Origin of the sequence: Paenochrobactrum glaciei, assembly GCF_039522165.1 — a bacterium.
GTDB classification, from domain to species: Bacteria; Pseudomonadota; Alphaproteobacteria; order Rhizobiales; family Rhizobiaceae; genus Paenochrobactrum; species Paenochrobactrum glaciei.
In genome coordinates this window covers 729595-743422 of sequence record NZ_BAAADE010000001.1, presented here as the reverse complement: position 1 = coordinate 743422, position 13828 = coordinate 729595, and the positions used below count along the sequence as shown (strand labels likewise).

General features: G+C 49.6%; 14 protein-coding genes. 5 read left to right on the top strand and 9 right to left on the bottom strand.

The features are described from left to right. Window positions 1-5 precede the first annotated feature (5 nt). Complete coding sequence (locus ABDZ76_RS03590; RefSeq protein ID WP_343801425.1) at window positions 6-716, top strand: phosphoribosylaminoimidazolesuccinocarboxamide synthase; 711 nt, start codon at window positions 6-8, stop codon at window positions 714-716. Window positions 717-910: 194 nt separating this feature from the next. After that, a complete protein-coding gene (locus ABDZ76_RS03585) occupies window positions 911-1735 on the top strand; it encodes an aspartate dehydrogenase (RefSeq protein ID WP_343801422.1) in 825 nt (274 codons plus the stop codon). A gap of 63 nt (window positions 1736-1798) precedes the next feature. Here ABDZ76_RS03585 and ABDZ76_RS03580 read toward each other — a convergent pair whose 3' ends face one another. From ABDZ76_RS03580 to ada, 6 genes are all read right to left on the bottom strand, one after another. Further along, window positions 1799-2305 carry a hypothetical protein gene (locus ABDZ76_RS03580; protein WP_343801419.1) on the bottom strand — a complete coding sequence of 169 codons (507 nt, stop codon included), beginning with the start codon at window positions 2303-2305 and terminating at the stop codon, window positions 1799-1801. Then, window positions 2298-3605, bottom strand: a complete 1308-nt coding sequence (locus ABDZ76_RS03575; RefSeq protein WP_343801416.1) for a hypothetical protein — start codon at window positions 3603-3605, stop codon at window positions 2298-2300. Before ABDZ76_RS03575 ends, ABDZ76_RS03580 begins: the two co-directional genes overlap by 8 nt. After that, window positions 3602-4360, bottom strand: coding sequence for an ABC transporter ATP-binding protein (locus ABDZ76_RS03570; RefSeq protein WP_343801413.1), 759 nt, complete (start codon window positions 4358-4360; stop codon window positions 3602-3604). Before ABDZ76_RS03570 ends, ABDZ76_RS03575 begins: the two co-directional genes overlap by 4 nt. Beyond that, window positions 4357-5421 carry a FecCD family ABC transporter permease gene (locus ABDZ76_RS03565; RefSeq protein ID WP_374844524.1) on the bottom strand — a complete coding sequence of 355 codons (1065 nt, stop codon included), beginning with the start codon at window positions 5419-5421 and terminating at the stop codon, window positions 4357-4359. The genes ABDZ76_RS03570 and ABDZ76_RS03565 overlap by 4 nt, the downstream gene beginning before the upstream one ends. Before the next feature lies 1 nt (window position 5422). Beyond that, a complete protein-coding gene (locus tag ABDZ76_RS03560) occupies window positions 5423-6496 on the bottom strand; it encodes an ABC transporter substrate-binding protein (protein WP_343803007.1) in 1074 nt (357 codons plus the stop codon). A gap of 203 nt (window positions 6497-6699) precedes the next feature. After that, window positions 6700-7809, bottom strand: a complete 1110-nt coding sequence (gene ada, locus ABDZ76_RS03555; protein WP_343801410.1) for a bifunctional DNA-binding transcriptional regulator/O6-methylguanine-DNA methyltransferase Ada — start codon at window positions 7807-7809, stop codon at window positions 6700-6702. A 183-nt stretch (window positions 7810-7992) separates the two neighbouring features. Between ada and ABDZ76_RS03550 the strand changes: the two genes are divergently transcribed. Then, window positions 7993-9597 carry a metallophosphoesterase family protein gene (locus ABDZ76_RS03550; RefSeq protein ID WP_343801407.1) on the top strand — a complete coding sequence of 535 codons (1605 nt, stop codon included), beginning with the start codon at window positions 7993-7995 and terminating at the stop codon, window positions 9595-9597. Here the strand turns inward: ABDZ76_RS03550 and ABDZ76_RS03545 are convergent. Beyond that, window positions 9594-10595 carry a LacI family DNA-binding transcriptional regulator gene (locus ABDZ76_RS03545; RefSeq protein ID WP_343801404.1) on the bottom strand — a complete coding sequence of 334 codons (1002 nt, stop codon included), beginning with the start codon at window positions 10593-10595 and terminating at the stop codon, window positions 9594-9596. The two genes, ABDZ76_RS03550 and ABDZ76_RS03545, sit on opposite strands and share 4 nt — an antisense overlap. 214 nt (window positions 10596-10809) lie before the next feature. Here ABDZ76_RS03545 and ABDZ76_RS03540 point away from each other — a divergent pair, with 214 nt between their 5' ends. Continuing rightward, window positions 10810-11151 (top strand): hypothetical protein, encoded by a 342-nt coding sequence (locus ABDZ76_RS03540; protein WP_343801401.1) that lies wholly within the window; start codon window positions 10810-10812, stop codon window positions 11149-11151. Window positions 11152-11160: 9 nt separating this feature from the next. Here the strand turns inward: ABDZ76_RS03540 and ABDZ76_RS03535 are convergent, their stop codons facing one another. Then, a complete protein-coding gene (locus ABDZ76_RS03535) occupies window positions 11161-11553 on the bottom strand; it encodes a VOC family protein (protein ID WP_343801398.1) in 393 nt (130 codons plus the stop codon). 81 nt (window positions 11554-11634) lie between these two features. Beyond that, window positions 11635-12342, bottom strand: a complete 708-nt coding sequence (locus ABDZ76_RS03530; RefSeq protein ID WP_343801395.1) for a pentapeptide repeat-containing protein — start codon at window positions 12340-12342, stop codon at window positions 11635-11637. 380 nt (window positions 12343-12722) lie between these two features. Here ABDZ76_RS03530 and ABDZ76_RS03525 point away from each other — a divergent pair, with 380 nt between their 5' ends. Beyond that, the gene (locus ABDZ76_RS03525) at window positions 12723-13769 is read left to right on the top strand and encodes a hypothetical protein (RefSeq protein WP_343801391.1); all 1047 of its coding nucleotides are present in this window, start codon (window positions 12723-12725) and stop codon (window positions 13767-13769) included. The last annotated feature ends 59 nt before the right edge of the window (window positions 13770-13828 follow it).

Here is a 13828-nt window from a genome sequence, read left to right as displayed (position 1 = left end):
AACGAATGAACAGCAGCGAAAAGATTTATTCTGGCAAAACCAAAGACCTCTACGCGCTAGAGAACGGCAATGTTCTTCTGGTGTTCAAGGATGATGTAACCGGCGCAGACGGTGTGATCGATCCGGGTGCAAACACCGTTATTGGTCAGGTTGAAGGCAAGGGGCGCAAGTCTCTCGCTATGACGGATTATTTCTTTAAACGTCTGCATGCTGCCGATGTGCCGACCCATCTGGTCAATCTTGATCTGGAAAAAGGCACCATGGAAGTGCGCCGCGCCGAGCCTCTGGGCAAGGATATCAACGGCACCGGCGGTTTTGAATTTGTTTGCCGCACACGCCCTTGGGGCAGTTTCATTCGTCGTTATCAGCAATATATTCGTGATACCGAGCAGAAATTTGACAATCTCGTTGAGATCACTGTCAAAGACGATGAACGCGGCGACCCGCTGATCAATGATGATACAATCGTAGCTCTTGGTCTTTTGAGCCCTGAGCATCTTGCAAAGGCTAAAGACATTACCCGCAATGTATGCCGCATTGTCGAGGCTGACCTGCGCGGCCTCGGTCTGACACTGATTGATATGAAAATTGAAATTGGTCTGATCGATGGTGAAGTTGTGGTGATCGATGAGATTTCTGCTGATGCCATGCGCGTTATGGACGAAGCCGGCAAAGTGCTTGAGCACGCCAAAGTCTATGAAAAACTGATCGGCTGATTGATCATCCATATCGGATTGTGATGAGAAAAACACCGCCGCGATTATCCATTCGTGGCGGTGTTTTTTTATTTAAAAGCACGTGGAATTGTCCGGTAAATTATCAGGAGCAGTTTTCACGAAGGGCATTTTGGGTGTAAACACGAAGAGCAGTGCATGGGCATGCGCGCGACTTTATTTCAGGGAGAAAATGAATGCGTATCGGTTTAATCGGCTATGGTAATATTTCACGCACCTTAATGAAGTTGCTGAGTGATGAATTAGCCGCTCCTTTAACCTCCCTGACCGTTTTAAGCCTGCCGGAATTTGCTGAAACCACACGCCAGCAATTGGCGGAAGAGGGCAAGAAGGTTGCCGGTGAACTAACCGTCGTTGATAATGGTGATGCGTTTTTAAGCGCTTCTTTTGATCTGGTAATCGAATGCGCAGGCCATGCGGCCGTTTCAGCTTATGTGCCAGAATTTTTAAGCCGTGGCACAGATACAATCATCGTCTCAATCGGTGCGCTGGCTGATCAGGAACTGGAAACACGTTTGCGCAAAGCGGCTGAAACGGGCGGTGGTCAGATCATCCTGCCGGCGGGGGCTATTGGCGGTGTTGATATTCTGTCGGCTCTTCGCCCGACAGGCCTGACAAGCGTTACCTATCGTGGCCGCAAGCCCCCTGTGGCTTGGTCCGGCACACCTGCTGAAGATATTCTGGATCTGCCGAATGTCAAAGAAGCGGTAGTTTTCTTTAAGGGCAATGCGCGTGATGCAGCGCAGCAATATCCGAAAAATGCCAATGTGGCGGCAACATTGGCGCTGGCTGGTTTAGGTTTTGAAGCCACGAAAGTGGAGCTGGTGGCTGATCCGCAAGCGCCGGGTAATGTGCATGAATATCATGTGGAAGCGCCGGTTGCCAATTATCGCATCGAGATTGAAAACAAGCCATCGGCAGGCAATGCCAAAACCTCTGTGACAACAGTTTATAGCGTGTTGCGCGCAGTGATGAACCGCATTCAGCCGGTGGTTATTTAAGCTTTTAAGTGTGATTGATTTAAAAAAAAGCGGCGCCTTTTTAAGTGCGCCGCTTTTTTGTTTTTAAAGAAAACGGGTGGTGTAAATTTCATTTGCCGATAGTGGCAAAAGACGGTTGGCCATTTCGGCTTTCAGGTCTTCCAGATGTGCTGCCTCTTCCGGTGTTTTATCGGCCTTGGCACCAAGGCGCACAAACTCTTCTTTCACATGGCCGGGCTTGATCACGGCTTCCACGGTTTTGCCGCGATAGGTGAAATGCCAGACATAAGGCCCCGGAAATTCGTCGATGACGTTTTTGCCGCCTAAAGATTTATCAATGGTGAGGCGGTTGTCTGTCAGGGCGCGGGTGACCATTTCCATGGCATCACGGCCGCCCGGGCCTGAAAAGGCGGTGTTGATGACAATTTCACGGCGCTCAACCGGTTGATCAAACAGCGCAAAGCCTGCCTGCATGGCTTTGAGTGCATGGGTTACACCACCTGGAAAACCACCACCATGATAGGTGTTGATATCGTGGAAGGAGAAGGTGAGCTTCATGCCGTTTTCGGCAACAGTGATAATGTCATGCATGGATCATGGCTTTCAGATTGGGGATAAAACGGTCTAAAAAACGGGTGGTGGCAGGCATGAAATGCGAGCCGTGATGAAACATGGGATCAAGGGAGGAAATAATCATCCGGCCATTGGTCGAGACGTCATCTACATAAAGGATCGGGCGGTTGTCACCATCGCGCGCCAAAATTTGAGCGCCTGCCGGTGGCTCAAACCAGCCATGCAAGTGCCAGGTTACATCTTGGGTGGTCATATCCTTCATGAGCGGGTGTTTAGGGTCTGTGACCCGCACTCCGAGGTCGGCTTTCTCATCCAGCCACCACCACCAATTGGTCGGGGTTTCGTGGAAGGTGATATGATCCAGCCACAGGTCTGAGCGGCTCTCGCCCAAGGCAATGACCGTGCCGCCATTTTCTAAATGTTTGGCAATAACAGGCTTTTGCGCAATCATCCTCTGTGCCGGTGTGCGGCATGGCACCCAGAGAATATCTGTTGGCGTGAGTGTGGTGCCAAGATCTTCCGGCGTCGTGATGACATCAAAGGCGTGGCTATAGGCTTCGCCTTCAAGGCTGTGAATATGATAATAATTGCCGCTGGAAGGCACGACAATGCGCGGCGCATTGGTTGCTTTATTTATCCGTGCGCCATGATAGCTCTGCGCTTTGGCCAATGGTAAATCAGCTTGCGGTTGTTGAAAGCGCGTTGTGCTTTCATCAAGACAAGCACCACCTGCCACCCATTCCAGAATGCGCTCACTTAATAAAGGCGCGAGCCCCCATTCAAGCCCCATCGATGCCAGATCGTTGCCGGAATGGGAGAAAAATCTGCCACCTTTGGCATGATGCCAAACCCAGTCAACGGGTACAAATTTTGTACCAAGACCATTAATGGCGACGGCATTTTCTGGCAAAGGATTGCAGCCGCGACCGTAAAAACCGGCAACATTTTTGTTGGTTTCGAGCTTTTTGAGGTCAATTTCTGCAAAAATGGGGTGAAAATTGAGCGAATTGAGATCAAAATCTGCACGTTTTGGTGCAGAAATTGGCTGATATTGATGCAAACCATCCAAAAACGGGCGCACAATATGGCCGTTGAAAAACCACCGGCCACCTTTGTTCATGAACGCTTCAAGTGCCGGTTTGAGTTGCAAGAGAACATTCTGATCGCATTGCTGGCCGGTAATCAGACCTTGATGCTGTGAGAGAATTTGCGCATCAAAATCGGCCTGTTCAACAATGGTGACAAGTCCGGTGTCCGCGGCTTTTTGAATAATGGGGGAAACACCGCCAAAGGCAGATTTTAAATAAAGTACATTCATGCTGCTTCTTTTCCGGCAAAAGCGGGGAGAATGGCTTTGCGCGCTTCTTCATCGGGGCCGCTGACATCAACCCAGCGCATCGGGACACCGTAAAGTTCGGCGAGCTTTTCCGGCACAACCATATCGCCGACACTGCCATGTTCTTCGCGGCCTTCGGGCAGCATCAGCAAAACATCATCGGCAGCCGCCAGCGCATGGTTTGGATCATGGGTGGTGAAAATAATCGCATATTCACGCTTGCGGCGTAATGTGTCGAGAAGTTTGAGGGTTTTATCCTGATTGCCCAGATCAAGGGCGGAGGTCGGTTCGTCAAAAACAAGTACCGGCGAGGCCGTTGCAAGTGCGCGGGCAATCAATACTAACTGACGCTGACCGCCGGACATGCGGTCATAGCGCAATTCTGCCAGTGCGGTTGCGCCCACTTCTTCCATTGCCTGATAGGCAAATTCGCGGTCTTGCTGGCTTGGATGGCCAAACAGGCCTAAATGCGCGGCTCTGCCCATAGTGACAACTTCAAGGCCGGTGAGCTTGGCCTGTGATGCGCCATGCTGCGGCACATAGCCGGCAATTTTAGGTGCATGGCGCGTGCCTTGATGCAAAGCCTGAAAGCCAAGCAGTGCGCGCAATAAGGTGGTTTTGCCGCGACCATTGGGGCCAAGGATAGCAAGCGAGCGCCCGACCGGAACAGTAAAACTGATATTTTGAAATAATGTCCGTTTGCCGAAGACAACGGATGCAGCTTCCAAGCCGATCATGTGCGGTTTGCCTCGCTGAAATGACGACGTAAAAGCACAGCAAAAACCGGCGCACCGATGAGTGCTGTTAACACACCGAGCGGAATTTCTGCTGCGGTTAATGTGCGTGCCAATGTGTCGATAAAGGTGAGATAGGCAGCACCTAAAATGGCGGATGCAGGGATCAGGGCGCGATGATCATCACCGACGATAATGCGTGCTGCATGCGGCACAACAAGGCCGATCCAGCCGATAATACCGGCAACGGCCACGGAAGTTCCGGTCATTAAGGAAATGGAGCCGAAAATAATCCAGCGTTCTTTGTCCGGATTGACACCAAGCGAGCGTGCTTCGCTTTCTTCCAAAGCCAGCAGATTGAGGCGGTAGCGCAGCATGTAGACAATCAGCAGGCCGATAGCCATGCCGGGAACAGCCAAGCCTAAACGCGCCCATGTGGCGGTAGAAAATGAGCCCATCAGCCAATAGACAATGGCGGGCAGGGAGGTGTTAGGATCGGCTAAAAATTGCACGATGGAAACAAGGGCTGCAAAAAGTGCGCCGATGATGGTGCCCGATAAAATGACGGTGAGCACTTCAGTGCGGCCATTAATGCGCGCTAAAGCACCAACAATTATGAGCGCAACAAGGCCAAGGGAAAAGGCCATGCCAAGCAGGATAACACCGGAAAAGCCGAAGAAAATTGCCAATGCACCGCCAAAGGCTGCCCCTTGGCTGATACCGAGAATTTGCGGTGACACTAGCGGATTGCGAAACACACCTTGCAAGGCTGCGCCACCCACTGCAAGCGCTGCGCCGGACAAAGCTGCCAGCAGAACTCGCGGCAAACGCACGAGCAACACAATGCGCTCATCCATGGTTTCAGGCGTAGCAGACGGATTGAAAAGACTATGGGCTAAAATCTCTAAAATACGCTGGGGGCTTACCGAAAAACGACCGGCTCCCATGGAAAACAGCATCACGGCCACAAGACCTGCGATCATCAGTCCGAAGCTTCCAACGCGATACGCCGTCTGGTGACGGCGTATCGTATCGGTCATTGCTTCTGTCGAAACAGAACTCATATTACTTGCTCGCAAATTGCGCGTAATTTGTAGCGTCGCCTTGCATGTCCATCCACAAAATGCCGTCAATATCGGCATCGGTCAGGTCATAATTATAAAGCGTTTTATAGGCTTTTTTCATTTCACCGCGCAGGTCATACTGGAAAACCTCCGGGTGCAGAATATTGGCGAGCCACATCCATGTCAGCGGGCTTTCCTGACTTGGCGGATCCCAGCGATAGCCACCGAGCGGTAGCTTATAGACTTTCTTGTCTTGGGCTGCTTTGGTCAGCGACAGGATCGGATCATTCATGATGCGGTCAAGGCCAAGCTTGGCTTCAAAACTGTTAAGCAGGATAACGTCAGGGTTCCACTCGGCAATTTGTTCTGGACTGATGGTGGTGCCATTGCCTTTGACATCGGCAGACGCATTAACACCGCCGGTCAGATCAATATACCAGGCATTATAGTTGCCCTCATTGCCGGAGGCGGTGAGGTTTTCCATGGCGCGGCCAAGATAAAGCACTTTCGGACGCTTATCGGCGGCGATGTCTTTGGTTTTTGCCGCCATTTCTTGTGCAACTTCATCGCGCCAGCCATTAATCAGTGCGGCGCGTTCAGGCTTGCCGATCGCGGTGGCTACCATGTTTTGGTAGTAGCGGGCTTTTTCTTCGGTACCATAAGAAATGAGGGCGACATTCAGACCCGCATTGGTCAAAGGATCAACCAGATCAGCGCCATAATCCGCCCATTGGATAACAAGGTCAGGATTGGTTGCAGCCAGTTCTTCAATATTCGGGATGAAGTTTGGCGCGGTAATATCAGACGGAATGTCTTTGGCCTCTGGGAAAATCTTACCCAAAATGCCTTCCATAATGGCAGATTTAGCGGTCGGGTTCATACCCACCAGCTTGGAGGTGCCGCCATCAATGGAAATGATGGTGGATGCCATTGGAATGGGAATGGAGGCAATGCGATCTGCTGGCTTTGGCAGGGTAACGGTGCGCCCGCCCTGATCTTTTAAAGTAATGGTTTCAGCCAAGGCAGGGGAAAGCGTTCCGGCAATCAGGGCAAGAGAGACGGTGGCGGCAAGCATCTTCACGTTGAACACGATACGACCTCAATGATAGGGAGCCAGCAGCGATTTTAAACAAAGCTTGGGAGGAATTTGCTTAAAAATCGGGCTTACAAAAATAACCGGCATGATTTCGGTAAGAATAGCGAAAAAATCATGCTTACAAGTCTGAGCTACTACCTAATGGTGAGTATGTGTGTCAAGTTTAATGTGGAGTGTCGCTATCAGGTTTTACTAAGGGCTTTCTGCCGTTCTTTAATCAACAGGGCTTCTTTACGCTCAACACCCCAGCGATAGCCGGAGAGGTCGCCATTGTTGCGCACAACGCGGTGACAAGGAATGATAACGGCGATTTTGTTGGCGCCACAAGCACTTGCAACGGCACGGCTGGCTTTGGGCTGGCCGATGCGATTGGCCAGATCTGAATAGCTGGTGGTTTGGCCGCTTGGAATATCACGCAAAGCCTGCCAGACCTTCTGCTGAAAAACCGTGCCTTGAATATCAAGCGGCAGATCAAAATTTTGTGCCGGATTTTCGATATGCGCAATCACGGCGGCGATATGGGTTTCAAATTCTTTGTCGCCTGCGAAAAGCTCTGCTTGCGGAAAGCGGTCTTGCAGGTTTTGCACGAGTGCTTCAGGATCATCACCGAGTGTGACCGCGCAAATACCTTTTGATGTGGCGGCAATCAGCACGGAACCCAATGAACATTCAGCCACGGCAAAATGGATATCCATATTTTTGCCGCCTTTTTTAAAGGTTGTCGGGCTCATGCCCAGCATGTCGTCAGCCTGATGATAAAATCGGCTCGCCGATTGAAAGCCGGCATCATAAATAGCTTGTGTCACGTTGCTGTCCTTATCCCTTAAGGCCTCGCGCATACGGCGGGCGCGGTAGGTTTGCGCATAAAGTTTAGGCGTCAGGCCGGTAATGGCTTTAAACTGACGTTGAAAATAAAAGCTGCTTAAGCCCGCGCCTTGCGCCAGCTCTGCCAAGGGAATGTTTTCTTCAGACAGTTCAATGCGACGGCAGGCTTGTTCAATGAGATGGCGTATTTTGTCACCCGCATCGGCCTGATCGGGTTTGCAGCGTTTGCAGGCGCGATAACCGGCGGCTTCTGCTTCTGCGGGCGTGTTGTAAAAACTGATATTTTCAGGATTTGGGCGGCGCGCAGGGCAACAAGCCAGACAGTAAATGCCGGTGGACTGAACGGCAAAGACGAAATCACGGGCTGACTTATCGCGGTTCATGACCTTTTGCCAGCGCGGGTCAGCCACAATGGTCTGGCTTTCCGGTGTTTGGCGTTTCGCTTTATGTGTATGGTTTCTGGTCATGAACACAGCCTCGTTGTTTCAACCAATTCATAAAGCGAGTGACGCCTATACGCATCCTGATTCTTGCTTTTAAATTGTATTGTCATTTTTTGACGCGCATCCTTAAATGATTTTCATGGCATCTGCGGGGTGCAGATGCCATGTTTTCAAGGCGCTTGTTTTGTTCGTTGCAAAGGTTGTCTGATGTTTCGTCTTGCTGTGATTGCCGATCCGCATTTTCATGACACTGAATGGCAGCCGCAGGGCTCCGGCTTAAAGCGTGCTTGCCGCAGCTATCAGGATACAGCCAATTCAACCCGCGTTTTCAATGAAAGCGCACCGGCTTTACGGGCAGCTTTGGACAGGGCTGTACGTGAAGACGCCAAACTGGTGATCATTCCCGGTGATCTCACCGATGACGGCCAGCGCCATAATATTGAAGCGGCATTGGCTATGTTGCGCGATTATGCCTCCCGCTTCGGACTGCGATATTTTGCAACGCCCGGTAATCATGATTTTTATGCGCTTGAGGGGCGTCCGCAGCGCAAGGAATTTGTCGGCAATGATGGCGCACGGATTATTTTGGACAGTGCGCCTGTTGCAGCTGGTGATGATGCATTATCGATTGCGGAAATGGCGACACTTGGCACAGAAGAAGCATTGCGCCTGATGCCCGATCTTGGCTTTATGCCGGATGAGCGCGATATTTATTGGGAGACACCATTCGGGCTTAATCCTGATTATGCGAGCCGTTATCAAAGCGTAAAAAGCGCTGACGGTACACGAGAATGCGCACTTCTGGATGCGTCTTATCTGGTGGAGCCGGTTGAAGGGCTTTGGATATTATCTTTGGACGTTAATATTTGCGTACCCAAAAATGATGTAACGGATTTTACCGACCCGTCCGCCTTTATAGATCCGACCAATGGCGGCTGGCCGACTTTGCTGCAATCACGCAGCTATTTGCTGGATTGGATGCAGGATGTTGCCGGACGTGCGCGTGCATCGGGCAAAAAGCTGATTGCCTTTTCGCATTATCCGGCGCTCGATCCTTTGGCCGGAACGGCTGCAAAAGAGCGTGCTCTTTTTGGCTCTGTTGGTTTGGCGCGGCGTGATCCGGGTGCGGAAGTGGCCAGAAAATTTGCTGCCACCGGTGTGGGGCTTCATCTTTCCGGCCATTTACATGTCAATGACACGGCTTTTTTTGAACATGGTTCGCATGGGTTTTATAATATCGCGGTGCCATCCACTGTCGGTTATGCGCCAGCGATGAAGATGCTTGAGATCGACGGCGACAAATTGCATATGCGCACATTGTCTCTGGCTAAGGCTACAGGTTTTGATGTGGCTTTTTCAGCCTATCAAAGCGAGGCGAAAAAGCTTGGAGAGCCGCTTAATCAGGCAGCTCAAGCGCCGGATTTCGGCACGTTTATGGATGACCATTTATGCGATTTGGTGGAGGCACGTTATTTCCCGCGGGAATGGCCGCAGGATATGCGCAGCTTTGTCGAAGCCAGCAATTTTGCCGGATTGGCGCAGTTGCTTTGGGCTGAAGACAGATCCTTTGATGGTGAAGATTTACCGCTGATGGTTTTTTGTCAGGATTGGTATCGATTGCGTAAAGCGGCTGATCTGGCGTTTGAATTTATTCCGCAGTCACGCATAGCGCTTTATCAAAACTGGATGGCGCGGGCAGGGGAGTTTGAGGATACGCCGCTGGCACAGAAGTTTAAAACTGTGCTGGAAATTATGCAGGCTTATATCGAGCGTCTGCCAACGCGTGAATGTATTTTGGATTTAAAGGCTTAAGGGCGAACGGAACGCCGCCAAACGGTTTGTAGCGGAAATTTAAGCTGTGGTGGCAGGCTGGTATTGTCTTGCAGGCTGGTGGCGATTGTTTGGGCAATTTCTTCCAATGGTTGACGAAAGCTGGTCAATTCATAGGCTTGCCAGCTTGCTTGCTGAATGTCGTCAAAACCGATGATGCACAGATCTTGCGGTATATGCAGAGAAAAATCTCGTTTTGCTGCATCCATAAAGCCAAGTGCAAGCAGGTCCGTAACACAAAAGACGCCATCAGGGCGGTTTGAGCCTGCCAATATTTGGCGTGCCGCTGTAATGCCTGTTTGATAATTGGTCGGCCCTACGCGACAAAGACGTGCTGGCACTCCGGCTTTGACGGCAGCTTCCATAAAAAAATTCTCACGCGCTAAAATGCTGGGCGAGCCGGCGGTGGAGCTGATAACAGCGAGATTTTTGCATCCGGCTCTCTCAAGCATTAAAAAAGCTTCCTTGCTGGCCTCGTCATTATCAACGATGATCTGCTCAGTGCCTTCTGGCAGATCATCGCGGTTGATGGTGATCACCCGCTGTCCGTTATGAATGCAGGTTTCAACCAATGAGCGGGAAGGGCGGCCTGACATAACAACCGTGGCATCAGCGCGATAATTGAGCGTCTGGCGCAGTGCATTTTCGATAGTATGTTGTTCGCCGGAGGTGTTGAGCACCATGACGACTTTCCCTGTGGCTTGCAGGTGACGGGTGGTCGCTTCCAAAAAAAATGATTGATGCGGAGTGTTAATATCGGCAACGATCAGACAAACAATGCCAGACTGATGGCGGATAAGTCCGCGTGCCAGATGGTTGACATGATAGCCCAGTTCTTCTGCGGCTTTTAAAACCTTGAGACGGGTGGCAGGGGAAACACTGGCACCTTCGGTAAAAGTGCGTGATACAGCTGAACGGGAAACGCCGGCGCGCTCGGCAACCTTGAGGGCGCTGATAGGCATACGTTGTGGTTTTGACAAAGGCAGATCCGGTTTCCATCCACGGCCAAGTCTTTTAAAACGCGGGACATGGCCAGATATTTAAAGCTACAAGTGTCTGCCTTTTGCAGCAGTAATGCTGCATTCATATGACAGTCATTTATGCTGCGTCTTGAAAAGCTTTTAAATAGCTTTTCTTTTTAAAGATCTGGCTATAATGGAGCGGGTCAACGGGTGGATTTGTTGCGGGAAAGCCATGTACGAACGGGCAAGTGATAGACTATTGTCAAAAGGGGCATTTGCAGCCCGTTTACTGAAGCATTTTTGCTGGGTTGTTGGCGTGTTGGGGCTTTCCGTTCTGGTCGGCGCGACAGGGCTGTTATATTTTGAAGACACCACGCTTGAAAATGCGGTTATTCATTCGGCATTTCTGCTCGGAGGCTTTGGGATTGTGCAAATGCCGGATAGTCTGAGCGGCAAATTGTTTATCGGCCTGTTCGGCCTTTATGCCAATTTATTTTTCCTGGCCTCAGTCAGCTTTCTTTGTGCACCGGTTGTGCATCGCATCCTGCATAAGTTCCATCTCGATGGTAACTGATCAAGACGTTTAGTCACCTACAGGCGTGCACAGCTCAATCAAAGTGCCGTCAGGGCTGCGGACATAAGACACTGTCTGTCCCCAAGGTTTTTGTTTTGGTGCTGCCAGTTCCTGCGCACCGTTTGCTAAAGCTTTTGCGTGTGCATCTGCAACATTGTCTGTGACAAAGGCAACTTCCACTCCAAGCGGTTTTTGCGAAGAATGGGCAGCAACAATGCCGGTTTTAAAATTCGTGTCGGCTAAAGTGACACTGGCAAAGGCAAGCGTTGTTTCTCCGGTTTCCAGCTCGCCATAATCGCCGCCTTCATGTAGAAAACGTACCTGAAAGCCAAAGCTTTCGGAGAAAAACTTTACAGAAGCGGCCACATCCGGAACGTAAATGATTGTATAGCCAAGTTTCATAATGACGCTCCGTATTTGAAAAATATTGCTGCAAGTATTTTCTAATGTATTTGCTTTTTTGTAAATAGATTGCTGAGAATTCTAGAGAACTTTCAGTCCCATTTCCGCTAAAATTTCGCTGGCCTGACTTTTAGAGATAATGGCGCCTTTAAAACGTCTGGCATCATTGAGGCGTAAGCCGCCAAGATCCGCACCGCGCAAATCTGCGCCATCAAATTTAGCGTCAACAAGATTGGCTTCGCTCAGGCGGCAATCATCAAAATCAGCTTCGCGGAAATCACATTCGAACAAATCGGCAAAGCTGAAATCGATATTTTGCAATTGCGCTTTACGGAAGGAAAAGCGGGGCAGACGTGCAGCGGATAATGTTGTGTCTTTGAACAATGTTCCGGTTGTTTTGACGCGTGTGAGGTCGGCACCAGTTAATTTACAACCGGTAAAGCTTGCTTCTGATAGCATAGCGCCGACAAAATTTGTATTATTGAAATCACTATCGATGAAATGAGCTTCGAGTAAATATGCGGCGGTAAAGTTGGCATAGGCCCCGCGGCAGCTTTTAAACAGGCTGTGTTCCAGTACTGCGCTGGTGAAATCAGTGGCTTTTAATAAACAATCTTGAAAGAGCCAGCCTGTTAGATTCAAATTTGATAAATCCGTATTTTCAAGACGACAGCCATTAAGCTTATAAGGGCGTCCTTTAACGGCAAGATTTGCTAACTCAGCGCGCGAAGGCGAAGTGCCATTGAGGCAGTGGTGTGAAAAATCAGGACAAAAGACATGCGGCGTCATTACGCTTTTCCATAACTTACAGTGTGTTGAAGGATAGATTACTGATAAATCTGTCGTATGGAATGAAAAAGAACTATAAAAGAGGAATGGTGGGCCCGGAGGTTCTCTCATTTCTTTTATTTTTCAATAGCTTGAATTGGCTAACAGTTGAAAACGGCTTCATTGATTTAAAAAGGCTTTTTCTGCGATTGGCTAACGCCTTTGGCAGTAGTTCACTGCGACTGAACTCTATCAATAATCCAATTTAGAAAATTAAAACTCCCTCTCGATCAGGATCGAAAGGGAGCTGAAATCATTGTGAGCCAGTGCATTATGGACGTGTAGCCCGACCATTTTAGCATCAGCTCTCCAAGACACAATGAGTTTCTTTGGAGGTCACCATGCAGCCAGTTATCTCGAACGTTACGTTTAATTTCTCATCACTGGAAAATTTACCTATATTTGAGAAATTTTCTCACACCACGTTACAAAATTTCTCAACTTGTAACGCTGAGAAAACCCTTATTACAAAGGCTTTAGAGCCCTCTAGCTATGACGGTAGTGTTACGCTCATAAGAAATAATAATGAGGTATGTCACACCCTTGAGAAAATCCCATCCGACAGCACCTATATTTCATTTCTGCACGATTGTGACACGCTATCTAAGACCGAATTGAGGATGCGTTATAGCCGCGAAGCTACGGCGCATAAGAATATGCTGTCCCGCGCCAAAAGTAAGAAGGCGATCATTCATCAGGGTTTTCGTGAGTTTAAAAGCTTTCTGAAATATGTTGGCCCAATGCCGGCAAAAGGCGCTACGCTTGATCGCATTAATAATGAAGACCCTGAATATGCGCCTGATAAAGTGCGCTGGGCTGATAAGCACACCCAAAACAATAATAAAGGCGATACTGCCACTTTCTATTCAACCCACAAGGGTGAAACGTTCACAGCATCCAGAGCAGCCAAGCTTCAGGGTGTGACCCCCGCCGCAATACGCCAGCGCCGAAATCGTGGTTGGTCAGATGATGAAATCATACATGGGAAGTTGACGCGGGGTGGCGCTGTTGCTCCTGAACTGAAAGGTACGTCCCCACTTGTTGTTCCGAATGGCCAAGCAAGTCCTGTTCGCCCGATGACGATACGTGAGCATCTATTTAAGGAAAGGGCGGAGTCATATGCTTATGCTCGAGCAAAACATGGTGGAGAGGCGTTTCTTCCTACTTTTGATCAAATACACGAACTGTTTGCTGAAATAGGCGAAGAATTTACCGAAGCACAATATGAGGCAAAAATTAAACGGCTCTGGCCAGCTCATCGGCCCCACGTAAATTTCTTTAATTTGCTGCCGGTTCATCAGCGGTTGATTGAAAAAATTGATCCTGAATACGTTAAAGCAGTCCGTGAAAAACAACGCCTTATCGAGATGGTTAAAGAGTGCTGCTGAAAAATCATCATATCCATACCCGTTTTATAGCTTTCGGGGGGACGCAAGGAAGGTTGAGA